The organism is Methanosarcina siciliae T4/M, from assembly GCF_000970085.1.
Classification (GTDB): Archaea; Halobacteriota; Methanosarcinia; order Methanosarcinales; family Methanosarcinaceae; genus Methanosarcina; species Methanosarcina siciliae.
The window spans coordinates 301674-325772 of the sequence record NZ_CP009506.1 but is presented as its reverse complement, the minus strand read 5'-3'; the positions used below and the strand labels follow the sequence as shown (position 1 = coordinate 325772).

The window sequence follows — 24099 nt, the reverse complement described above, 5'->3', positions numbered from 1 at the left end:
TCCATCTGAAGAGGTTTTTAAATGAAAAAAGTCTGCGCATTCTTAATTATCATGATGCTGGCAATTACCCTTTCTGGCTCCGGCTGTGCTGATAAAGGAACATCTACGGTTTCGGAAACCCAGGAAAAAGAGTTTTCCGGGCAGCAGATTACGGTTTGCTCCGGTGCCGGGCTGATAAAACCCATGAACGAATTGATTGCAAATTTTGAGAACGAGACCGGAGCGGAGATTGAAGTCCGATACGGAGGAAGTGCCGAACTCTTCGGAATCCTGACATCAAAGGAATGTGATGTTTTCATTCCCGGGGATTTCTACTACACAGGACAGGCTATGGAGAAGAATTATGTTTTCAATGAAAGCGTAACCAACCTGACCCTCCACATTCCGGTAATTGCAGTTCCCGAGGAAAACCCGGCAAACATCAGCACACTCGATGACCTGGGAAAACCCGGAGTAAAACTGGCTCTCGGAGACCCTAAAGGCCCTGCTATAGGCAGAGTCTCGGAAGCAATATTTACAAAGGAAGGCATCCTTCCTGAAGTTGAGAATAACACAATTGTCAAAACTGCAACCGTAAACCAGCTTCTCATTTACACTGTATCCGGAGAAGCGGACGCGACAATCATCTGGGAGGATATGGCAAGCTGGAGTGAAGCCAGCGGAAAACTCGAAACAATCCCTATCCCTGAAGAACAGAATAAAATAAAGACCATCCCCACAGCGGTTTCAGTTTATTCAGAAGACACCGAACTGGCAGAAGCATTCAACACTTACATTGCAGGCGAAGAAGCAAAAGAGGTCTGGGAAAAATGGGGCTTTGAGCCATGCGAGCCTTAAAATCCCCGGACGTCTTAAAGTCTCTGGATATTTTGAAATTTTCAGACCCCTTAAAACCCCAGGGAATGAACCAATCCTGGTTCAGGAAACTCACCATAGGCATCGCCTTCTTCTTCACTTTACTTCTTTTTTTATCCGTAGGAGTCCTGCTTTTTGTCCTAACGCCCTCGGAAATCCTCTCAGCCCTGCTTTCGGAAGAAATGTTCTACTCCATGAAGCTTTCCATGCTGACTTCATTTGCTTCGACCTTTTCGGTCATGTGCTGTTCGATCCCGACAGCCTATGCCCTTTCCCGCTTTTCATTTCCGGGAAAAAGCCTCATAAAGGCGGTACTCGGGCTTCCGATGGCGTTTCCCGAACTGGTCATGGGGCTTGCCCTTCTGCTCCTTTTCGGGCACGGTTTTCTCGGGCCTTACCTTGAGGCAGCAGGGATAAAGGTGACTTTCACAAAGCTCGGGATAGTGGTCGCCCAGTTTTTTGTCGCCTTTCCTTATGCTGTAAGGGTTATCTACTCCACCTTCGAAGACATCAACCCGCGGTACGAGCAGGTTTCAAGGAGCTTCGGGTACGGGGAATTCGAGACATTCAGGCACGTAACCCTGCCCATGGCCAGAAGCGGGCTCTTTGCTTCAAGCGTAATTACCTTTGCCCGTTGCATTGGGGCTTTCGGGGCCGTGCTCGTGCTTGCAGGAGGTTCTTACATGCACACCGAAGTCCTGCCCGTGACCCTCTACCTGAACATCTCCTACGGAAACCTGGAAATGGCAGTGACAAGCGGGATTTTGCTTATGGGGATTGCTTTTCTTGCAATCCTCAGCTTTGAAAGGTTTGAAGGAGGAAAGCTGTGAATTTCCTGGAAGTCAGGGACATCTGCCTTGACATGGGGAGCTTTGAACTCAAAGGCATAGACCTGAAAGCCGAAAAAGGAGACTATGTAGCCCTGATCGGGCCCTCGGGCAGCGGGAAATCTCTCCTGCTTGAAACCATAATAGGATTTTACGGGCCCAGGCAAGGAAACGTTTTCCTTGAAGGCAGGGACATAACCTTCTTTCCCCCCGACAAAAGGCAGATCAGCATAGTGTACCAGGACAACATGCTTTTCCCCCATATGGATATTTTTGAAAATATCGCATACGCCCTTAAGAAAAAGCTGAAGGACAAAAAGCAGATCGAACTCGAGGTAACACAGATTGCCGGGGTCCTCGGGATAAGAGAACTTCTTCACAGGAAACCGGATACCCTGAGTGGAGGAGAAAAGCAAAGGGCATCCCTTGCAAGAAGCCTGGTTATCAGGCCAAAGCTGCTCCTTCTGGACGAGCCTTTCAGTGCCCTTGATGCAAGAACAAGGGAAAAGCTCAGGGAAATGCTGAAAAAAGCAATTGCGGAGTACAGCACCACCATTCTGCACGTGACCCATGATTTCGAAGACGTCTGGGCCCTGGCAAACCGGGTGGTTGTCATAAGAAAAGGGGAAGTTATGCAGACAGGAGACCCCGAATCAGTCTTCAGGCGGCCTTCTCCGGATTTCGTGGCCGAGTTTCTGGGCACCAACGTGCTGAAAGGGACGGTAAAGGCTCTCGAAGGAAAAATCACAGTTATTGACGCCGAAGGCATGGAGATCTATTCCGCAGACCCCGCCGAGCCCGGAGAAGATGTCACGGTCTCCATCCGCCCGGAAGAAATCATCCTCGCCGGAGGAACTGTGGAAAGTTCGGCCCGAAACAACCTGAAAGGAAGAGTTTCGGGAATTTTCAAAAAGGAACACCTTGTCGTAGTCGAGGTGAAGCTGGGGAATGCAGAAATTAAAGCCGTGGTTACGCCGACATCATGTGAAATGCTCGGGCTCGAACCGGGCAGGGAAATGTATGCTGTGTTCAAAGCTTCGAATGCCCGGATAATAAGATAAGGTGAACACCGATAAGGAATTAAATGAACATAAACCGGGAAAAGGCTAACAGAACCGGAAACAAAGTTAACACGGATCGGTAATAAAGAAAAACGTAAAACAAAAATTGTTGAGGCAAAGCATGATGGACCTTTTAGACCTTTATTTTTATGAGGACTGCCCCTACCAGGATGAAAGTGCGGAACTGCTCAAGCTTGAAGGCAGGGGAAAAATGAGGATATTATCAAGAGAAAACGGAACCTGTGCCTGTGCAGGGGAGCTGGCGGAGTATTACGAAAGAAAAAGCTTGAAAACCCCGAATTACCTCGGAGACGGAGAGACTTTCAAGCCCGGAGATGAAATTTTCGAAGCAGAAGGAGACCTCAAACTCCTGTTCAGGTTCTGGAGAGTCACCCAGACCTTCCTTACCATCACGTGCGCGATTGCCACAAAAACAGCTTCCATGGTAAGTGAAGGAAGAAAGGCAAACCCGGACCTGATTATTGCAACAAGCCGAAAAACCCACCCGGGGTTCCGGATATTTGAGATGAAAGCCGTCCGGGCAGGAGGAGGTGATATCCACCGAAATTCCCTCAGTGATTCCATCCAGTTCAGCCAGAACCACCTGGAAGCCGTAGGAGAGTTGGGAAAACTCAGAGCCGTAAAGAAAATAGAAATCGAGCCCCGAACAAGGGAAGAAGCATTCAAATATGCCGAAATGGCAGATATAATGCTCCTTGACCACCTTTCACCGGAAGAACTTCAAGAACTCGGGCCCGAACTAAAGAAGCTAAACTCCAAACTCGAACTTGCAGTCGGAGGAATCGAAGCAAAAAAGATCCCCGAATATGCTCCCTTCGTTGATATTATCGTCATAAGCGCTCCATATTACGCAAAACCCCTTGACTTTACAACGAAGATCAACAGAATATAAGAAAAAAGAATAAGCAGGTAGCAGCATGCCGGAAACAGAATATCTCGGAAGGGTAAAGCTCCCGGAAAAAGAAGAAAAAGGAAAAAAGGAGAGAAGAATGACAGGAATTGAAAGAAGGGAAAGGGCAGAGGAAGGAATGGGGGAAGAAACAGGAATCCTGCCCGCCCTTGTAGCTGCACTTAAAAACGACCTGGGCCCTGCCCTTGAAGAAATCGAAGTAAAGGATGTCAGGATAGGACTTGCCTATACAGGAGTCCTGCTTTCCGAAAACTACGGAGGTGTTGCCTGCACCCCCCTCTACGAGTTTTCCTGCTGCCCTGCCCTGGGTTTTACGGAAACCCTGAAAGGAAAAACTGCGGATAAGTTGCTCGAACTTGCCCTGTCGGGAAAAACCCTTGAAGCCGCGGTCGGGATTGCAACCGCAAATGCGCTTTCCCACATGCTGCGGGACCTGGAACCCGAACACTTCCGGCGCTCCTACTCGGACATCCTGGACCTTGTAAAACCTGAAGACAGAGTGGCAATGGTAGGTTATTTCGGACCTCTCGTCCCGAAAATCCTGAAAATAACCGGGAAACTCACGATCCTGGAAAAGCGTGAAATCGAATCTCCTCAAGCCAGGACACTCTCTTCGGAAAAAGCCAGAGAAATCCTCCCCTCATCGGATGTGATCATCCTCAGTGCAAGTACCCTCGCCAACGGGACCTTTGATGAACTCCTTTCCTTCCGTGGGGCAGCAAGAGAAGTTGTCCTGCTCGGTCCAACTGCTCCTCTCTACCCCGAACCCTTCTTCGAAAAGGGAATTACAGCAGTGATGGGGACCCGAATTATTGACCCCCGGACAATGCTAACAGTGGTCAGTGAGGCGGGAGGCACTAAGAAATTACACAAATACTGCGGAGAGAAAGTGGCGTTCAGAAGAAACGAATAACAGGTCAAAAGTCCTTTTTAGAAAGGACAACAGCCTAAAAGGACCGTGAACTGCAGAAGTACAACTCCGCAAATCGCCCCCTAGTTGACCGGAATGGGTCCCGCTGACAAAGAATAAAGCTTTAATAAGGATATATTAAGATTTAAAGCTAATTATTAAGGTTTATTCTGGCAAAGTCACCACAAACGCCAATGGAGCAAATGCCGTATTTACCACGGGCTCCGGGTCTTCAATCACTCTCTCCAATGTCACGATTGAGACCAGCGAAGACGGCTCACGCGGAGTAGATGCAACCGTTGGAGGTACTATAACCTGTACGGATGTAAATATCTCCACCCAGGGGCAGCACTGTGCATCCATTGCAACGGACCGCGGAGGCGGAACAATAACCTTTACAGACGGAACTCTGTTCACCGCAGGATCCGGATCTCCATGCATCTATTCGACCGGAGATATTACGGTTTCTGATACCACCGGCGTCTCGGCAGGATCGGAAGCTGCAGTAATAGAAGGTAAAAACTCCATAAATCTGACAAATGTTACCCTATTAGTCCAGTCGGACGATGCAAGCTGCGGAGTTATGCTGTACCAGAGTTTCTCCGGAGATGCCGAAGTTGGTACCAGTGTCTTTGAAATGAACGGCGGTTCCCTCACAACATCAATTGGACCCCTGTTTTATATCACAAACACAGACTCGGAGATCAAATTGAACGGGGCTGAATTAAATGCTACATCAGGCATTCTCCTGTCAGCAAGTGCCGACAGGTGGGGCGATACAGGCTCAAACGGCGGAATTGTGACCCTGACAGCAGAGGACGAGCTCCTCAACGGGGACGTTACCTGTGATAATATCAGCTCTGTCACGGTTATACTGCAGAACGGTACTTCCCTGACCGGAGTAATCAACGAGGAAAATGCAGGAGGTTCCGTGGCCCTGACCCTGGACTCAACCAGTACATGGAACGTGACAGGAACCTCTTACCTGAAGAGCCTGATAGATGAGGATACTACTCTGTCCAACATCAAAGACAACGGCTACACCATTTACTACGACTCAAATGAAAACACGAACAACTGGCTTGGTGGAGAGACATATACCCTGACCGATGGAGGAAAACTGATTCCCCTTACAGCCTAAGTAAGGCCGGACCAGGAAGAAACATTCAGGTAGCCTTACAAAGGCTACTCTTTTATTTCAAGGAAATTGTATTTCCCGCAGGAACCGGAGGAATTTTCCAACCCTGAATTCTTACCCTTGTCCCTCGCAGCAAATTGCAATTATATGGAGCTCACCCCTAAAATACATCACCCTGCACCTGAAATTGCAAAACTCAGTTCTATGAAATATGAGGCATAGACCGTGAGGCATATGAGGCATAGACCATGAGGCGTATATTCCTAATCTTCAGCGCGGGAATGGACTACCGTCCTTATAATTACCCATAATGTACTTTACAACACTATCTTCTTCGTTTGTTCCAATAATCCGAGTTGCATATTTCTTTAACTCCGGTTTTGCATTACTAACGGCTATTTTATGCCTGGCTAATTTGAACATCTTGATATCGTTTGCGTTATCTCCGAATACAGTTAAGTCGTTTAATCGAAATCCATATTGCTTTAGAAGAAGACCAATCGCCTGGTCTTTTGTTGCCTTGCAATCGTGTATGGTGAGCCAATACCAGCCCGGAGAATATTGGTTTTCCATTAGATGGATTTCAATCTGTCTTGTATATTTTTCTTGTAGCAGATTTGTTAGCTCAAGCAAATTATCTAGTTTATCCACAACAGTAAAGCATACAACATTCTCAACAAGGGTTTCTCGCAGAATCGCTTTCCTTAGTCGCTTATCGTTTGCCCTTATCCTGCTGTTTACATACCATTCCATACCTTCATTTTCAACCTGTTCATAATATAAGCAATCTTCAGTACCATTAAAACTGGATATGAAGGGAGTAAGATTATACTGTAAAATATGCTCGAATATCTCTTCCTTAATATCTCCTGGAATATCATTAATAATTAAATGTCTGCCCGTCTCAAAATCACTGATAAATGCCCCATTGAACTCTATGACAGGAAGCTTCAAAGGTAAATACTTTAATATTTGTTGAACAGAGACTACACTTCTTGCTGTGGCAATTGTAAAATTTAAGTCCCCATTTAATAATCTCGTCAAGTTTTCTGCAGCAAAATCTGATAATGTAGCATTATTCTGAAGCAAAGTACCATCCAAATCAGATATATAGATTTCAGGCATTCGACCATTCCTTTCTCAGTTGAACCCGCTTATCCGCACTAATGCACGAAGACGTTGTATATGCCCCTCGGCTGCCAGGCTGCAAGGACACCGGGGCTGAAAGAATCACCTGTCATTGCCGTTTTTATCATTACAGTTTAATTACACCTTCACTTATTAGTTTCAAGGTCTCCACATAGAAGGCGTGTTCTCTTTCAAGAACCCTTTTTGACAGGGTATCTATCGTATCACCCCCCAGGACCTCAATTTCACATTGCCGAATTATTTTTCCCGTATCATATTCCTCTTCTACCAGATGAATTGTAACTCCCGTTGTTTTCTCTCCCGCACCGATAACCGCTTCGTGCACGTAGGTCCCATACATCCCTTTGCCGCCGTATTTGGGCAAGAGTGAAGGATGAATGTTGAGTATACGTCCTCTGTACTGTTTCAAAACCTTAGGGCCCAGCTTTTTCATGTACCCGGCAAGGGCAACTATGTCTGCACCACTTTCAGTTAGTACTTTACATATTGCTTCATCCAATTCATCTTCTTCCGGATACGTTTTATTGCTTAGGTGATATTCAGAGACTCCTGCTATTCTTGCCTTCTCCAGTGCTTGCGAATTTGAGTTGTTGCTTATAACAGCACATACTTTCCCATTCAAATCCCCTCTTCTGCAAGCATCAATAATTGCCTGCATATTGGTTCCTGTATGGGAAGCAAATATTGCGATATGCAGTTTCGCTGTATTTTCACTTATCATAATTTATAACCCCGGCTGTGGGATTTAATCAGCGCCAGACAGCACGGTCATATTTGCAGCCGATGTCATATATCTTTCATCTGGCAGGCGAACTTATAGATTAATATCACCGGTCATCGGCTAAATTTTCTTGTCTGTATGCTATCGATTTCGAACCCAAAATAGCCCCGGATTACAACACAAATCCTGAAACCGATATTCAATACCAACTTCAAATCAATGAATATTTTGGGGAACTTCTGTGAAATAGGGGAAATTTATCCTGATTCATCACCTAACCGAAGATGCATGGAAAATTATGTGCTTATTATATGGAACTAAGGTAAAAAAGCTTGCTGAATTCTGCGTTTGCCTGATAATAACTGCCATTTTCCATATATCTGCAGCCAGCTTCAAGACACGGCAAATCTTTTTCAAATTGTGTAATGACTCCACAAATTTCAATTGCCCCTACTGAAATTTCCGAGTACTCTGAATCTTTAAGTTTTTCCAGGCTTTTCTTCGATTCGGAAAACTTTACAGAAGAGTTAGCAAACTCATCAGCAGCTTTATCCCATTCTTCAGCTTTGAGATATTCTTCCGCATCGAATAAATGCCCGGCCCCATCCAGGTATGGATACATTCCATTTGTTATTTCCTTAAGTTCCAAGCCCATTTTCTCGCTAGTTTCGATACTATCTTTTAGAATAATAATGTAACTTTTCTCTTCTACAGGTACTGAATCAGGGTCAATAGGAGAAATTTTTTCTTTTGCCGAACGCAGATAAACGATAGAGTTGTTTAAAGCTTCATTTGCTTTGTGAAGCTCTTTTCTGCTCAGGTCGAGATCTTCCGAACTTAAATATGCTATACATTTATCAAGATGCTCCGTCGCAAGAACGATATTTTCGGAAGAATTAACACTATCCAGCCCAACCTCTGCAAAAGTCGTATATCTTTCAATATACTGAGTTTCCTCTTCATAATCCGAAGAAGCATTATTGAGGATTTTTAAAGCCTCCTCATAATCCACTCTTGCAGCCTTGAGTTTGCTCTTTGCAGAAGTATAGGTGCCGTCATCCATATCTGAAATTGCACTTTCAACTTTTAAATCAGCGTTATTAATAAGTAGAGAAGAAGTATTGAGTTCTTCAGCAGCTGAAACCTTATTTTCCGCACATCCGGAAAAAAATATCACCATTGCAAGCCCCAGAATAATTACCAGGCAAACTTTATCCAAAGGTAGTTTATTACGCATATTCATTCGATCTCACCCCAAATAATTATTTACTGTAGAGAATCCAGTATGCAGAGTATAACTATTTCAGCAATAACTATTAAAAAAAATCCTTTTTGAGGAACCTGCTTAATATGCAAGTTCTACTTTCTTGTTTTAACCAAAAACAATAAGCTCAGGACTAGCATTATTGAAGTAAAGCCAGGTGTTTGATTGGTTGTCTCATTGCCAGTGCTCTCGTCTTTATTACCTGATAAGTTAGTATCATTGCTTTCATTCACATACGGTCCTTCAACCGCTATATCTTCTGTTATGTATCCTATATACTCAAAAACGACCGGTACTTCACTTATGCCTTCCTGCTCACAGCTTTCGTCTATTACCTGATATATTTCATCAATTAACGATTCATTTACTTTTTCTGAACTGTATCCTTCGAAACCTACTGCTAAATATCCATTTATATCGGTTCCAAAACTACTCACAGGACCCCCGAATTCGACAAAATACGGCATAATTCCTGTATCGGTATTATAAGGGTCACCAAGTGACCGACTACACTGGACAAGTGAATCTGTCCATTCCACTTTTTCACTCGCATCTGTAATTACAGGCATTGTCCCACGAGCAGCTACGAACAATGGATTCTTCCTAGCTTCTTCAAAAATCTGGGGCCCATAGTCCGGTAACGGGAGATCCTCTTCATCCCATGCCCACATAAAGACCACAGGGATCTCACTTATTCCCTCCTGTTCTTCACAATAATCCTCAATTTTCTGGTACATCTCGTCAATTCTTGAGTCATCTACTTCTCCTTTATAAGCAGAGCCCAGTTCAACTATAATTACATCACTGGCAGCAACGCTTTTTATAGCGCGATCAAATTCGGAATATGAAGGCCCTATTCGGTTAAGATTTAGCCAGCAATCTACAATTGAATTTTTCCACTCCTGGTCAATTGTTTCCGGTATGGTTCCCCTGTAGGCTATGAAAGAGGGGTCATTTGCAAATTCCTGTATAGAAGCAGAGATTTCATTAGCTTCGGAGTCATTCAATTCGTTTTCATCGGCACTTGCAGAACCAGATAATAAAAAACAAATAAATAATGTAAGCACCAGCCATTTGCCAATGTTCCTTCTTTTGAGCATTTTAACCAGACCTCAGGGTTGTTTTAGAGTTTGGACTTCGATTATTGCTTAAAAAGAATTTCAAAAGCAATCCCTCGCTAGTTTGTAAAAATGAAATGTTTAGACAGGTTGGAGTTTTATGTTACTGGCTTTACATCTCAACTGCAAGAGTTCCTTAAATGAGATGCTGGTAGAGCATAAAATACTTTTTAAATTTTCTAATTATATACTAATGCACTTAAAACGAGAAATTATGACTCAAAAGATACACATTTTTTTGAAACTAGATGGATTCAAGTTCTGGACAAATTGGGAAGACATTAATATTTATAAACGAGGAGAAAGATGAAGTCGGTGAATAATGAGTATTAAAAAACAAATTTGAAGATACTTCAGCCACTAGAGAAATTTATATATACGAATATATAAAATAAAACTTTTTAGTATATTTTTACAGTTTTCAGTTATTTTGGGGAGAATAACTAAGAGAACTGACAATATGGCAATTTTAGGGTGTGTGGAAGGGGTATAAAAAAGCAAAATTTGGGGGCATCTAAAAATATGTTGGTGGGGCATGAAAATGAAGTGTCTGGAGTATATGAAAAAAACAGGTCCGCAGGATATGAAAATGAGATTTTGAAACCAAAAAATGTATGGGAAGAGTTTTTTGCAGATAAGAGAAGCGGAGGCCACAGATCTTCAGCTGAGGAATTTCTTGCTATGGAAGCAAAGGAAAAATTATTCCACCTGGATGGCGGAAAAATCCTTCTTGACTTTGGGTGCGGAGCCGGAGAGCTTCTGGTTTATTATGCACAGGAATATGAAAAGACGATAGGAGTTGACTTTTCCCCCTCCATGCTTGAGGAAGCAAGCAAAAGAATAAGGGCCAGAAATTGTAAAAATACAACTTTAATCCTGGCTGACGACAAAACTGTCTGGGACAAGCTGGACTCTTCCTTCGATAGAATAACTGCAGCCGGAGTATTTCAATACCTGACATATCAAGAAATTGATGATTTTATTTTCAATGCATCAAAATATCTTAATGAAGGAGGTAAAATAGTATTATTTGACATGCTGGACCCTCGCTTATACCCCTTATGGAGAATGGGACTGTTTTCACAGGATAAAAGTTGCCGGAAAATATTATCCAAAGCGGTTTGCGGGGTTAAAAATTCAATATCGTCAAGCTTGAAAAGACGCCCAAGAGATATTTTGGGGTATTCCCATTATCCCAATAAAATTAAAAAAATTTCAAATAAAAATGGTTTTGAAATGATTTGTGTACAATCAATGTATTACGAATACAAATATCATGCAATAATATTCCGAAGTTAAACGCTATTCAGATGAAGATCGAATTAAACTTGCCTTCGGCAGATGAACTTAAAAATTCATTTTATTTTTTGTTAACGAATAGCATTCACTTTACCACAGATATCGGAACTGAGTCATTCATCACAGATAAGAATATTATCTATTTGTATGGAGCTTATCACCTATTTATATGGAGCTTAAAATGGGCGAAATTGAAGTCAGGGAATTATTGCCATCCGAATACAAAGAATGGAACTTGCTTGTAGAAAAAGCTCAAGCCGGTACGCTTTTTCACACAAGTGACTGGCTGGAAATCTGCAGGGATGCCCTGTCAAAAGATTTTAAAATCTACGGTTGTTTCAGAAAAGGAGAGCTTGTGGGAGGATGCCCTCTTTTTATAAAAGATATCAAAGGAATGTTGAAAGTGGCAACTTCAACCTGTAATATGACCAGCTACAGTGGACCTCTTATGAAAGAGAGTGCCAGCTCCAAAGCAAGTAAACAGGCACAGGAAACTCACGAAATCCTCAATTCTCTCAGGGAATTTCTCTGCAGGCAGGGATTTGACAGCATTCATCTTACGTTCTCTCCGGGATTTGAGGACATAAGACCGTTTACGTGGAATGGATGGAATTCTGCTGTACGTTATACCCATTATCTTAATCTTAAAGAAAACGCAGACAACAACCTTTCAATGGAAAGGCGGCTGGAACTTAAAAGTGCAGACGAAGCCGGGCTTAAAACGAGAATCTCAAACGACCCTGAAACATATTACCGTCTGCTTTCATCGGCTTACGAAAAACGGAATTTAAAACCACCCTTACCAGGAGGGTTCTATGAAAGAGTTTTTAATTTGATTAAGGCAAAAGACATTGGATACATGTTTGTCTCAGAGACTCCCGAGGATGAAGCTGTTGCAGCCCACTTAAATCTTTACGGAAAGAAATGCGCTGTAATCTGGACCTCAGCCCTGAACCCGGATTTTGGCCATCTGGGCTCAAATGCTCTTCTGTATTATAATGAATTTCTTGACCTGAAATCCCGAAACTTCGAATACATGAACGTAATGGCAGCAAATGTTCCCACATTTGTGGATTTTATAATGGGTTTTTCCCCGAAGCTAATTCCATACTATAACGTGACCCTGGAGAGCAAAAAATATTCAATCGCGAAAACCTTGTATAAAACCCTTCATAAGGAAACTTATTGATAGAAAACGAAATTTCCGGTCATCCACCATTATATGGTTGATATCCCTAGTTGCGCCACCCGAATTGCGCCTCGGGAGTACGCGGTCCGTTTCACTCGCTTTCGCTCGTTCAAGCGGACTAAAATTCAGGGTATTCTGATTCGTACAACCATATTCACTATATTCTGCCGTTCTTGTCCCGCTCGACGCAGGAGAGCGGTCTTTCCCAAATAGACTAAAAAGAAAAAAGAAGAAATAAAAGCTAGCAAATAAAAAAATTAATGGAACGGAAAATAACAGCTAAAAGTGACCGGAAAGCCCTATAATTCCTGTTTTTTGCTTTTTTCCTTTTGTGAAGGCCGCCAGACAAGCTGGTGGAGACGCTTACAAGCTGGCGGAAGCGCTTATATGTATCTGTGAATTTTAATGAAATCCCCCGGGTCAAGACATGAATTAGTCTGTTCCTCTTTTATGGTGCAGACGAGACAGGTTCAGCCTGCAAGGAGTAGAATCAATAAAACAAAAAACCCCGGTTTCGGATATCCGGATAATGTCAACCGATTAATAAGGGACCACCAAATTTCCTTAAAAAATATAAAAGTAGGGATTTTGACCCCATTCCAGAATCCAGTAATTTTACATTTTTTGATTGAAATATTCAAAAAGACACATTGACCTGGGAAGTTGCAAACAGCATTCGTTGTCTGCAACTTCTGATCACCTGTACGCTTGTGTTCAAACCGCTTAGCCCAATTTTTAATGATAGGATTTCTTATTCAATATAATACGTGACCTGTACTGACATTGAAACAGTAGACTCGCCTGGCTGGACAGGAGTGGAAACCGCACCTGAACCCATTTCTTCCGTTGCAATATCGTAATCGTAATAGACTCTGGAACCGCCGTTTTCACTTATGGACGAGGCTTTCACGCCAGTAACCTCAACCCCCAGGCTCTTAGCAAGTGCAGTGGCTTTTGATGATGCATCGGTTACTGCCTCGTTCATCAGGTCTTCACGAAGCTGCTTTTGCATATCATCTGAGACCGAGAAGGAAATGCTTCCGATTTCATTAGCTCCGGCGGCTGTGGACCTGTCAATGATCTCACTCAGGTTGTCGAGATTTGTGGTTGTGATCTGCACGCTGTTGGATGCAGAGTAACCTGTGATTGTTCGTTCGTTCTCGTAGTTATATACCGGGTACACGTAAACATAGGAGGTCTTTATTTCCCTGTCCTGAAGGCCCATTGCTTTGAGTTCTGCTATTACGGCGCTCATAAGGGCTGCATTTTCATCCGATGCTTCCTTTGCAGTTTCAGACTGAACTACAACCCCTATGTTCAATGTTGCCGTGTCAGGAACAACTTTCTGTTCAGCATACCCACTCATGGAAATAGTATTTTCCGTGCCCTTTTCGGACCCGTTCTGTGAAATGGCGTATATCGTTGCTGACATTAGCACCAGAACAACTGATAGCGCAATGATAACATAATAAGATTTATCGTTTTTATTTTCCTGTGACATTTTCACATACTCCTTTTTCAATGCTTTTTAACTTTTGACTGACAATTCAGCTAGTTCTAGCAAGTAATAAATGTACCCGCACATATTAAAGAATTACCTAAACTTCGACTACGGCCGCAGTTATGGCAGTCGCCTGATATCGAAGGAAAAAATATACAGAAGTAATGAAAAGAGGAAATTGGGTGAAAGATAGAAAAGGGGATTTGTAAAAAATTTATCAGAATTTAGGGAGTTTGTACAAAGCCAAGATCTTACTGAACAATATTACTTACTGAACAATATCAATCAGGATCCGTAGTTTTGGTATTGTATCCACAGGAAACTGGAAAGAAAAAAAGGTGAGAGCTTTTCATCACTCTCACACCATCTGTCTGTTTGCACTATCCTTAAATAGAGAATCCGTGAAAGCAGACCTAACTTACTTTCTTGTTTTTATCTTCTCAAAGAGCTGCTTCAGGGTATCTTCGTTGCTCTTCGTAAACTCGAAGGGAGAGCTTGTGAAGGGTTCGAAGTGCACTGCGACATCGTCGAGCCTGTAGAAAGTCCCGTCACATTCCATGGCGTCAATGACTCCCGGGAGCACAACATCCGAAGCGGCTGTACTCGGACAGGGAGCAATGTCCAGGCAGACCATCGGGATTTCGGCAAGATAGGCTGCACAGTCTGCAGGGATGTGGCAGACAAGGTCGGCACACATCACAAGGGCCGCATCCACGTCTTTTTCCCTCAGCACGTCCACAGTTGTGTATTCTCCGGGGTTGTACCGCGGGTGTCCGCGCATGAAGTCGAGCCCGAAGGGGTAACCGTACATGTAAGAAGCGACCTGGTTAAAACCTGCAACGTTGCAGTGGCCTCTGAGAGCTCCGAGAGTGAACTTGGAGTAGTTGTTCAGCTCCTTTACCAGGTTCATTGCAATTTCGGCATTCCTGTGCTTTCCAATGGAAGAGGAGAGCCCGAGACCTACGGAAATGGCTCCGAAGTTGCAGTTCTTCATCATATCGAGCATCTCTTCCATGACCGGGATCGGGACTCCTGTGATTTCTTCTACTGAAGGGTGAGGAGTTTTCCCGTGGAGCATGGTGAGGAGAGCACTTGCAAGTTCGTAGTCCGAGCTGGGTTTAAGCTGCACGTGCAGATCGGAAGCAACAGCCGTAGGAGTTCTTCTCGGGTCCACAGTGATGACCGTACGGTCAAAACGCCCGCGTTTGGTCCAGTAACCTCTCGGGAAAACCCCGTACCTGGACATCTGCCTGGGCATGGACTCGAGAGGATTGGTTCCCCAGTAGACAATGAGGTCGCCTCTGTTTTTCTTCTGCCCTTCGGTTGCACCGACTTTTCCGGACTCCTGGATCCCCATTGCTGTCGGGCCATGGCAGATAGTTGCGTTTGAGTCAACAAGTGCACCCAGGTATTCCCCGATCTTGAGCCCGATTTCATGGGCTTCGCAGGAAGTCTCACTGCCCATGAAAAGGAGGGGGCGCTTTGCCGAGACGAGGATATCGGCAGCTCTCTCGAGAGCTTCGTCCCAGGCTGCAGGGGTCAGTTTTCCACCATCTTTGATAAGAGGCTGCCTGATTCTGTGGGAACTTACGACTTCCTTGAACTTGGCATTCCCCATTTTACATGCGTTTCTGGCCTCAATCTTTCCGTCCCCGTACTCAACCTGGATATCATCACAGGCTGCCCCGCACACAGGACAGACTATGTTTTTGTAAATCATGCTCACTGCCCTCCGATATAAACTTTCAGCACTACATCTTCGGCGCTGAGAACCTCTTCTCCCGATGGCTCAACATTTACCGGGGCACCCTTATAGAGAGGGGAACCCGTGGAAAGGGTATCGGGATCGATGACAACATTCGACCAGATAGCCCTCGGCATGAACACCTGTCCAGGCTGGACCGAATCCGTACATTTAGAATAAACAACAATCGAATGTTTCCCGTCCCTGCTTGTTACCTTTACTTTAGCAGGGGAACAGAGGGACACGAAATCCGCAGGAGAAATCCAGCAGGATGCACATTCCATGGTGTAATCATCCGTGAACTTGTCCCCCCCTTTGGCAAGCCTGCCTTCGTCAATCGTACTTCCGGTAATGAGTAATACTTCCATAACTCTCACCTCAGAGCTCCGGGTTTGCATCTGCAGACACATAGAGAGCTCCTTTTGCCCTCTTGCTGATCGCATAGTCCCCTGTGAACTTCTTAAACTCGCCTATTATCTCAGTCTCACCCGAAGTGACTTTGTTTTCCATGGACACAAATTCGAAACCCGGGGAGAAGCGCTGAATTTTTCCCCCGACAACTATGGTTCCGCCTGCCATTTCCACTCCAACTGTGCGAAGAGCCCCGCCTTTTACGACAATGAGCCCGCCGTTCTGGCGAATCCCGCAGAAGCCTTCAACATTGCCTTCCACCAGAATTTCGCCGCCGTCCATGCCACCGCCGAGCTGGTGCCGGGCCGAGCCTCCGATAATTATGCACCCGCCTTTCATGCCGTGCCACTTGCCTCTGTAAGCACAGCCCACATGGTCCCCGGCATTGCCCTTGATGTGAAGGAGCCCACCAAGCATTTCCATGCCAGCCCAGGAATCGGCATCTCCGTAAACGACGATCTCGCCTCCTTTCATCCCGGTCCCGACATGCATACCTGCAGAGCCCTCAATTTCAATTTTACCTGCACTCATGCCTTCTCCGATCCTTTTGATCCTCATTGCATCGCCTTTTATGCGGACCAGGGTCTCGGCGGCAGAACTGCCTGCATTGCCTGTTACTTCAAAGAAATCGGAAAGAGGATAGGTTGTAGGCCCCTGCCAGACGGAAAGCATTCCTATTTCTTCTGCACTTTTGCCTGCAAAGGAGTCAGGAGTAATCACGTCTGCTTCCAGTTTAATGTCAATTGATTTTTAGGAATAAGCGTTACTTCTTCCATTTCTCCGGCACTTTTTCCGGTTTCGGTCATTTTATTAATAAGTACTCCCTCTGTCATGCCTTCACCTCTCACAATTTACCTGTATGGGAGTCGGGTTTGCCAGGTATTTCTCTGGAGTAGGGTAGTTGGCAAAGCCAGGGTATAGTACGTGAACCATTCCTTCACGTCAGCCAGCATCTCCTTTTCCCGCTCATTTTCTACGTGAACTTCGGAATAGTAAGTCCGCTTCTCAGGCAGGGAGACAATCTCTCCTTTAACCGCCACGATTTCACCGCCCTTTACAGTGTATTCCGCCTTTCTGAAGGCCTGGAGGAGGGCTTCGTAGTTATTTGCGTCAAGCTGTTGCGGGTTTAAGTTGTAGACTGTAACATCTCCGTCCGCGCCCACTCCGAGAGAGCCTTTTCTGTGAGCCATGCCAATTGTCTTGGCAGGATTGGCCCGGGTCAGGATCGCAAGGTCATAGAGGGAAAGCTCACGGTTTACGCCTCCGAGTGCACTCCTGTCATTTGCCCACTTGTGGCATTCACCGAAGGTCTGCTTCCTGAAAGCCTCGGACATTATCCAGGTCATCACCTCAGGATATTTGGTAAACGGCCCACCGTTGGGGCTGTCCGTGGTCATGATCGTCTTCCAGGGGTCATTGATAAGCAAAAGACATTCAAGCCCCATTGCCCACTGCAGGCTGTGTACAGGGTTGGACTTGAGATAGGTAAAGGGAATGACACCTGACCCGCACTCCATCTCAATGTCGGTGTTTGACCACTTGTTTCCTGTAAGGGTGTAAAGGTCGTGAATGGCGGGTCCGTCTCCTGTCATAACTGTGGCTTCTCCGAAAGGGGTGCAGCCGCTATCAATTACTACGTGATCCCTGTTATTGATGTAATCTGCAATGTCTTTAACACCGGACTCACAGTCTGCCCAGGTAGTGCCTGCAAAACTGTTAAACATCAGGTGAGTAAGGTATACGGAACGATCTCTTGAAGGGTCGATTTTGGTTTCTGCCCATTCCACGTCCATACTCTGCTTTGTCTTTACGCCATCAGGGATTTTAAGAGAATCTTTGGTAATTGCATAGCAGCCGGGGTGTCCCAGGTTGTTTGCATGCAGGTGGACTGGCATTGGCATCCCGAGGGTTTCATTGATCTCAGTAAGCCCTTTAATGACCTCTCTTGGAGTAATCTCAAAGTGAATGTTGGCTTCGTCAAGATCGCTTACGTTTTTACCCCAGGCCCAGTTTTCGACGCCTGCAGGGTTAACACATTTGATCCCGTAGGTCTTGTGGGTCTTCATCATCCAGGCCACATATGCAGCAGCTTTTTCCATGTCCCCGTTACGGATATAGCGCATCAAAAAGAAGTTGTTTCCGAGAACAAGATAACCCCCCATATCAAGGAGAGGGGTTGCACGCATCTCTTCATGAGTATGGCGAGCCTCAAGAGGAGGGACCGCAGCTTCAAAAACAGTTGTATAGCCCATTGCTGCGTAATCATATCCCTGTTTGAAGACGGAAGGAACAGTATAACCCGAACCTGAATGGGTGAGTGCGGTTTTATTAAGATTTGCTTTATAATGGTCTTCAGGACGCATCGACCTGCCGGCATTAACTTTTGCCCCCGCAACGTGGGAATGGGAGTCAACCCCACCCGGCATAACGGTCATGCCTGAGGCATCGATAACCTTTGCCTCTTTCATCTCGGCGGCCGAAAGCTCTTTTACGACTTTTCCGTCTCTGACGAAGATGTCCATTTTCTCCCCGTTTATTTCGTTGAGGGGATCAAAGACGTATCCGTTCTTGATTGCAATTGTTCCTGCCATTTATTCCACCTCTTTTTTCACAAGCCAGATAGCATTTACAGGGCAGATAAGAGCGCAGGTCCCGTCTCCTCCGCACACGTCCTGGTTTACAACCGAAACTTTCCCGTTCCTGACCTCAAGGAGAGCTTTTTCGTCCATGTCGTTGAGGTACCCTGAAGCAAGTTCACGGTTATTGAGAGCGTTTACAGGACAGACGATCACACAGTTCCCACAGCCCAGACATGCAGCTTCATCCGTTTCCAGGCGAGTGCGGAGCAGGGCTTCGGGGACCGGGGCGTCGAGCAGTTTTTTCTCGAGAGGACCTTTTTTCTCCATCTCCGGCAGAATTGCGGTTTTTCGGACATCAATAGCATCTACAGGACAGGAAACCGCACAGGCCCCGCAGTAAATACAGGCATCGGGCCGGTGAGTAATCTTTTCGACTCTTTCTCCGGATTTGGCTTTTTTATTGAATATGGCATTTGCAGGACAGACATCAATACAGGTGTGGCAGGTCTGGCAGACATCTTCTGCCCGGGTCCAGGTCCCTGCAAAGGGTTTTTCCACGGAAATGGCGTCTACGGGACAGACCGCAGCACACCAGCCACAGTGGACACAGCACTCTGTATCAATATCGGTCTTTCCGACCAGTTTCAGGCTTCCATCCCCTGAAATCTCCCGGATTACCTCAATACAGCCCTGAGGGCAGATATCCTCACAGAGCCCGCAGTGGACACAATTTTCGTTTACTGAAGTCGGCTTCACGGCCTTTGAGATATAGGATGTGTCATTGAGGGGCTTACCTTCCTGCCTCAGTTCAAGGGCTCCTGTGGGGCAAACCCTTGCGCAGATCCCGCAGACAAGGCATTCGTCTCTTTTCGTCATTTCCAGAAAGTCCGCATCCAGAAGCCCTCTAGCTACAGCTCCCACGGCTCCTACGGAAAGGACACCTTTGGGGCATGCCTGTACGCAGGTCCCGCAGCCAATGCATATTTCAGGCTTATAGACCAGCTGCCTGTCTTTTTTTTCGGAAAAGACAGACAATCGCATATCATCTTGCATTTTGCTTACCTCTCAGCGTTATTCTGTGCATCCGCCGCACAGCAGCTCATTATCATATTGAACGAACATTTCACCGCACTTTTTACAGCACATTATCCTTTTTTTCTTCCGGACCGGGACTTCCAGCTCCACAGGTTTCCAGGAATACACCTTTTCTCCTGCAGCCAGAAGGATGGGCACGACCTCTTCATGAGGAAGCTTTTCAGTGTTCAGGTACCAGGCGTGGAGTTTGGGATAGTCCTTTGTCTTCTCAGGGTCGAGATAAATCCGGACACCTTTTATGCCGCGAACCCCCTCAGGCGCCTGTTTATTTACCGTTACCGCCATCTTTCCCAGGTTATTGATCTTCAACCCGTTGTTTCCGATAGTAGCTCCGGCAAGGATCTGGAAAGGATCAGGCATGCAGCTTTTTGTTTCGCAGGTCACGTATATGCGCTCCCCGTCCCGGACATCGAGCTCCCTTTTTGCAATATTGAGCATCTGGATTCCGATTAATGCCCCTGAGGTAAGGAAACCGTGAAAGGGGACGACCTTTTCAATCTGCGAAAGCAACTCAGGGTCCTTCACCTGCTTCAGAATCGCTTCCATATTGGTTTTTTCTGAATCTGAATTCTTATGCAATGTATACACCGCCACAGGCTTACCGTTATGTTTAAATAAACATAACGACAGAGATATCAACGTCAATACAGAGTAAATGCCAGACAACTGTGTTATCTGAAGGCACATTATGTAAATTCCAACATAACACAGAAGGATGCACTTTACTTATAATTGACTTCTTGACAGAAATTCTTCATTTTTGGATGATTCAGACGGACGAAACTCCATTAGGAGAGATAGGACTCTCCGGGAGGTCAAACTCCCCTGGCATCGGAAAGAAACCCGGCCAGAATACACTCTGCAGCTTCCAGATATGCAAGGATAGACATATCTATAAAAACGGAAGACAGGACTCTTGCGCTCAAAATATATAAACAGGTATTTTATAAAATTATCGATTGAGAAAAGATTTTCCCCCAAAGAGCAGAAAAGCAAAAAATAGAGTTTTAAAAAGGTCCTTCTCAGCGAAAAAGCCGAAAAAGAGGATTTTTTGAAGCAATGGATCAAAATAATCAGGATTTTTAGTCCTGCCCCGGAATCTTTTGTTTTGCGATTCTACTTCCAGCAGAGCTGAAATCGTCTCACCCACAATGAAAAAAATATCCGAAGATACTGTTCTTACCCTGGGAACATCGTGTTTTACTAAGAAAGTTTTACTAAGAAAGTTTTACTAAGAAAGTTTTACTAAGAAATACAGTGCCCTTGTCAGCTTATCTGGTAGCCCTTCACTCTCCTGCGGCGAGAGAGCGAAACTCACTATTTCTCATAATCGTCTGCTTGAGCTTAGCTCCCAACCCTTACTCTAATATAAAGTAGTATAAAGTAGTCTGCTTGAGCGGCGCGAAACATACAGAGTACTCCCGAGGCGTAAACCTATCAGGTAGTCCTCTTGAGCGAAGTGGAGCGAAGCGAAAAGGACCTCGTGCTGTTGCGATTACATCGCAACTCCCAGAAAATCTCCGATTTTCTGTGATCCCGAAGCGAAATTCGGGAAGCGAAACTCGGGTGGCCTGAGAAAGAATTCTTTTTTAGATAAGGCTTGCAGTAAGATCCTCGCGTCATTAAGACCTCCGGGAATCATTACTATCCTTTAAAATCAGTAATACCTTAAAAGAAATTAATATCATTTTTGTATCTTTTAAAAAATAATTACTATAATTTAGTAATACAAAAATATATTTTAATTACAACTAGTATTACAAAATAGAAAATTATTAATTGTAAGATATGTAAGTACTGGTTGATGTCTTCATCAGAAATCCAGATTAAAGAAATGGTGGCCAATAGGTGGGACCTTGCGTCCGAAACTTTTGATACCCATACAGGACACGGGATCCAGAGTCAAAAAGAAAGAGATGCCTGGAAACGTGCTTTTCGGGAGGTTTTTCCGGGAAAAGACTTGAAAATTCTTGATGTCGGCTGCGGAACAGGAGAGCTAAGCCTGCTCTTTGCGGAGATGGGGTACAGAGTTACGGGAATCGATATTTCCGGAAAAATGCTAAAAACCGCGAAAGCAAAGGCTGAAGCCTGTGGGGCTGACATAACTTTTGGAGAAGGAGATGCGGAAAACCCTCCTTTTGAGCCTTCTTCTTTTGATATTGTATTCAGCCGCCACCTGCTCTGGACCCTTCCGGACCCGAAAAAAGCTGTGGAAAACTGGGGCCGGGTGCTCCGAAAAAATGGGAAAGTTGTGATCATCGACGGAGTATGGGACAGAGGAACCCTGAGAGACAGGGCTCGCAAAAACGTAGGCGCCTTTTTGACCCTGCTTCTTGAAAGAAAAAACCCCAGAAAAGGACACGCCGGATATTCCGAGGAACTCAAAGCCCGGCTCCCCCATGCCGGAGGAGCTCCCCTTGAAAAAGTGAAAGAATACCTGGCAGCTTCGGGTTTTGAGGAAATCCGGATTTTTGACCTGAAAGAGGTTCGGAAGGCCCAGAAAGAAAACATGCCTTTAGGTGAACGGGTTGTACGCAATTATCAGTATTATCTCATCTGCGGCCGGAAATAAAAATCACAAAAACAGTGGAGATTCCGAAATGAAGAAAAAAAATTCCCCCCTGCTTATATTGTTAATTATCTCGCTGACCTGTGCCGTCCTTGCGACTTCCGGGTGCAGCAGCACCGAAGAAAGCGGAGCACAGGAAGAAGTCTCCGGGATGGACCTTGCCTCCGGATCGGAAGGAGCCTCCCAGGTAGAAGAAGACTCCGAAGCGAATACCCTCATACTTGGAGAGATGTGGGAAATAGACACGATCAATACTATTGACGGAGATGGCGGAACGCTGATCTGCGAGAAAGCTGCCGTGACCGAGACTCTTGTCGGAGCAAACGAAGATTTTTCCCTGAAGCCCGGGCTTGCTACTTCCTGGGAGCAGCTTGATGAAAATACCTGGGAGTTCAAACTAAGAGAGAATGTCACATTCCATGACGGAAGCCCGATGACTGCAAATGAAGTCAAATTCACCCTGGAAAAAGTCATTGAAGCAAACCCGAGGGTCGATTCCATGCTCAAGATAGACTCCATGGAAGTCGTTGACAACCATACCCTCAAAATCAAAACCACGGAAATCAATCCCATCCTGCCCGGAATTCTCCACTACCCCGATACCGCCGTAATAAGTCCCTCTTCTTTTGACGAAGCCGGCGAGTTCGTAAAGCCCATAGGAACAGGCCCGTATAAGTTCGAATCCTTTGACGAGCAGACCAGAGTCCTCACTGTAGTCAAGAACGAAAACTGGTGGGGAGGAGAAGTCGGGCTTGATAAGATGATCCTTAAAGGGATACCTGACCCGAACACAAGGGCGATGGCAATCGAAAACGGGGAAGTTGACTTTACCGTAGATGTACCCTACAGTGAAACGGACCGGATTGACGCTATAGAAGGCATTAATGTTGAGAAGTACAAGACTCCCAGGGTTTACAAAATCGATGTCAACCTGAACCATGAGCCCCTTGAAGACGTAAGAGTCAGGCAGGCGATGTCCTATGCAATTGACAGGGCCGGGATTGTGGAACACGTGCTCTACAATGTAGGGGAAGCCGCTGCAGGCCCCTTCCTTCCCACGATGGTCTGGGCAAATCAGAGCCTGAGCCCTTACACCAGAGACCTTGAAAAAGCCGATGAACTCCTGACAGCCGCAGGCTGGGTAGACACCGATGGGAACGGGATAAGAGACAAAGACGGAGAACCCCTCAAGCTCAACATGATGACCTATTCCGCAAGGCCGGGCCTTCCTCCGATGGCTGAAGCTATGGCTGCCCAGCTGAGGGAAGCAGGCATAGATGTGGAGACAGAAGTAATGGAGATGGGGGCAATCAATGACAGGAAAGAAAAAGGCAACTGGGACCTTTACCTTGCCGCCTACAACATTGCAATGGTCCCGGACCCCGAATATATCCTGACAAACTGGTACATGACAGACGGACCTGACAACGGACCCGGCTATTCCAATCCGGAAGTAGATGCCCTGATTACGGAAGCCAGGAAGATAACGGACCTTGAAGAACGCTACAAGAAGTTCAATGAAGTCGAAGCTATTGTGTACGACGAACAGCCCATGATCATTGTGGCTTACTATGGCTGCGCAATAGTCAAGAAGGACTATGTAAAAGGGTATGTCTTCGACCCGACAGCTCATGACTACCGGATAAACGCCGATATGTATCTCGAGAAGTAAAAAAGGAGTGAAAAGAGGAAATCTCAAAAGGTTACGGGTTTCAAGCCCGTACCCTGAGTTTCTCCC

The 24099-nt window shown here is 45.4% G+C and carries 20 protein-coding genes and 1 pseudogene; 10 read left to right on the top strand and 11 right to left on the bottom strand.

Annotated elements, in window-relative coordinates; translation table 11 throughout:
- The first annotated feature begins 21 nt into the window (after positions 1 to 21).
- From modA to MSSIT_RS23880, 6 genes are all read left to right on the top strand, one after another.
- The gene (modA, locus tag MSSIT_RS01505) at positions 22 to 837 is read left to right on the top strand and encodes a molybdate ABC transporter substrate-binding protein (RefSeq protein WP_048169418.1); all 816 of its coding nucleotides are present in this window, start codon (positions 22 to 24) and stop codon (positions 835 to 837) included.
- Positions 825 to 1685: an ABC transporter permease gene (locus MSSIT_RS01500; RefSeq protein ID WP_197080320.1), complete on the top strand. Its 861-nt coding sequence runs from the start codon at positions 825 to 827 to the stop codon at positions 1683 to 1685. The genes modA and MSSIT_RS01500 overlap by 13 nt, the downstream gene beginning before the upstream one ends.
- The gene (locus MSSIT_RS01495) at positions 1682 to 2743 is read left to right on the top strand and encodes an ATP-binding cassette domain-containing protein (protein ID WP_048169417.1); all 1062 of its coding nucleotides are present in this window, start codon (positions 1682 to 1684) and stop codon (positions 2741 to 2743) included. The genes MSSIT_RS01500 and MSSIT_RS01495 overlap by 4 nt, the downstream gene beginning before the upstream one ends.
- Positions 2744 to 2864: 121 nt before the next feature.
- Complete coding sequence (locus MSSIT_RS01490) at positions 2865 to 3656, top strand: beta/alpha barrel domain-containing protein (protein WP_048169414.1); 792 nt, start codon at positions 2865 to 2867, stop codon at positions 3654 to 3656.
- Between the two features lie 25 nt (positions 3657 to 3681).
- Positions 3682 to 4587 carry a Rossmann-like domain-containing protein gene (locus tag MSSIT_RS01485; protein WP_187151844.1) on the top strand — a complete coding sequence of 302 codons (906 nt, stop codon included), beginning with the start codon at positions 3682 to 3684 and terminating at the stop codon, positions 4585 to 4587.
- A 580-nt stretch (positions 4588 to 5167) separates the two neighbouring features.
- Entirely contained in the window at positions 5168 to 5725 is a 558-nt protein-coding gene (locus MSSIT_RS23880; protein ID WP_052721468.1) for a hypothetical protein, read from the top strand.
- Between the two features lie 267 nt (positions 5726 to 5992).
- Here MSSIT_RS23880 and MSSIT_RS01475 read toward each other — a convergent pair whose 3' ends face one another.
- The 4 genes from MSSIT_RS01475 to MSSIT_RS01460 form a co-directional block, all read right to left on the bottom strand.
- A complete protein-coding gene (locus tag MSSIT_RS01475) occupies positions 5993 to 6847 on the bottom strand; it encodes a Cof-type HAD-IIB family hydrolase (protein ID WP_048169412.1) in 855 nt (284 codons plus the stop codon).
- 130 nt (positions 6848 to 6977) lie between these two features.
- Positions 6978 to 7592, bottom strand: a complete 615-nt coding sequence (gene purN, locus MSSIT_RS01470; protein WP_048169410.1) for a phosphoribosylglycinamide formyltransferase — start codon at positions 7590 to 7592, stop codon at positions 6978 to 6980.
- Between the two features lie 307 nt (positions 7593 to 7899).
- Positions 7900 to 8835, bottom strand: a complete 936-nt coding sequence (locus MSSIT_RS01465) for a hypothetical protein (protein WP_048169408.1) — start codon at positions 8833 to 8835, stop codon at positions 7900 to 7902.
- 116 nt (positions 8836 to 8951) lie between these two features.
- On the bottom strand, positions 8952 to 9956 hold the full coding sequence (locus tag MSSIT_RS01460; protein ID WP_048169405.1) for a hypothetical protein: 1005 nt from the start codon (positions 9954 to 9956) through the stop codon (positions 8952 to 8954).
- Between the two features lie 612 nt (positions 9957 to 10568).
- Here MSSIT_RS01460 and MSSIT_RS01450 point away from each other — a divergent pair.
- Positions 10569 to 11273, top strand: a complete 705-nt coding sequence (locus MSSIT_RS01450) for a class I SAM-dependent methyltransferase (protein ID WP_048174419.1) — start codon at positions 10569 to 10571, stop codon at positions 11271 to 11273.
- A gap of 181 nt (positions 11274 to 11454) precedes the next feature.
- Complete coding sequence (locus MSSIT_RS01445) at positions 11455 to 12462, top strand: GNAT family N-acetyltransferase (protein WP_048174418.1); 1008 nt, start codon at positions 11455 to 11457, stop codon at positions 12460 to 12462.
- 751 nt (positions 12463 to 13213) lie between these two features.
- Here MSSIT_RS01445 and MSSIT_RS01435 read toward each other — a convergent pair.
- The 7 genes and pseudogenes from MSSIT_RS01435 to MSSIT_RS01405 form a co-directional block, all read right to left on the bottom strand.
- Positions 13214 to 13963 (bottom strand): SIMPL domain-containing protein, encoded by a 750-nt coding sequence (locus tag MSSIT_RS01435; protein ID WP_048169399.1) that lies wholly within the window; start codon positions 13961 to 13963, stop codon positions 13214 to 13216.
- Between the two features lie 418 nt (positions 13964 to 14381).
- Complete coding sequence (locus tag MSSIT_RS01430) at positions 14382 to 15683, bottom strand: formylmethanofuran dehydrogenase subunit B (RefSeq protein WP_048169397.1); 1302 nt, start codon at positions 15681 to 15683, stop codon at positions 14382 to 14384.
- Positions 15684 to 15685: 2 nt separating this feature from the next.
- The gene (locus tag MSSIT_RS01425; RefSeq protein ID WP_048174417.1) at positions 15686 to 16075 is read right to left on the bottom strand and encodes a molybdopterin dinucleotide binding domain-containing protein; all 390 of its coding nucleotides are present in this window, start codon (positions 16073 to 16075) and stop codon (positions 15686 to 15688) included.
- Positions 16076 to 16085: 10 nt separating this feature from the next.
- Positions 16086 to 16838, bottom strand: coding sequence for a formylmethanofuran dehydrogenase subunit C (locus MSSIT_RS01420; RefSeq protein ID WP_269430798.1), 753 nt, complete (start codon positions 16836 to 16838; stop codon positions 16086 to 16088).
- Between the two features lie 117 nt (positions 16839 to 16955).
- Positions 16956 to 18709 (bottom strand): annotated as a pseudogene (locus MSSIT_RS01415) (formylmethanofuran dehydrogenase subunit A).
- Entirely contained in the window at positions 18710 to 19750 is a 1041-nt protein-coding gene (locus MSSIT_RS01410; protein WP_048169394.1) for a 4Fe-4S binding protein, read from the bottom strand.
- A gap of 18 nt (positions 19751 to 19768) precedes the next feature.
- Positions 19769 to 20338, bottom strand: a complete 570-nt coding sequence (locus MSSIT_RS01405; RefSeq protein ID WP_231590329.1) for an FmdE family protein — start codon at positions 20336 to 20338, stop codon at positions 19769 to 19771.
- A gap of 1258 nt (positions 20339 to 21596) precedes the next feature.
- Here MSSIT_RS01405 and MSSIT_RS01395 point away from each other — a divergent pair.
- Positions 21597 to 22364, top strand: coding sequence for a class I SAM-dependent methyltransferase (locus tag MSSIT_RS01395; RefSeq protein WP_048169388.1), 768 nt, complete (start codon positions 21597 to 21599; stop codon positions 22362 to 22364).
- Between the two features lie 28 nt (positions 22365 to 22392).
- Positions 22393 to 24033, top strand: a complete 1641-nt coding sequence (locus MSSIT_RS01390; protein WP_048174416.1) for an ABC transporter substrate-binding protein — start codon at positions 22393 to 22395, stop codon at positions 24031 to 24033.
- The last annotated feature ends 66 nt before the right edge of the window (positions 24034 to 24099 follow it).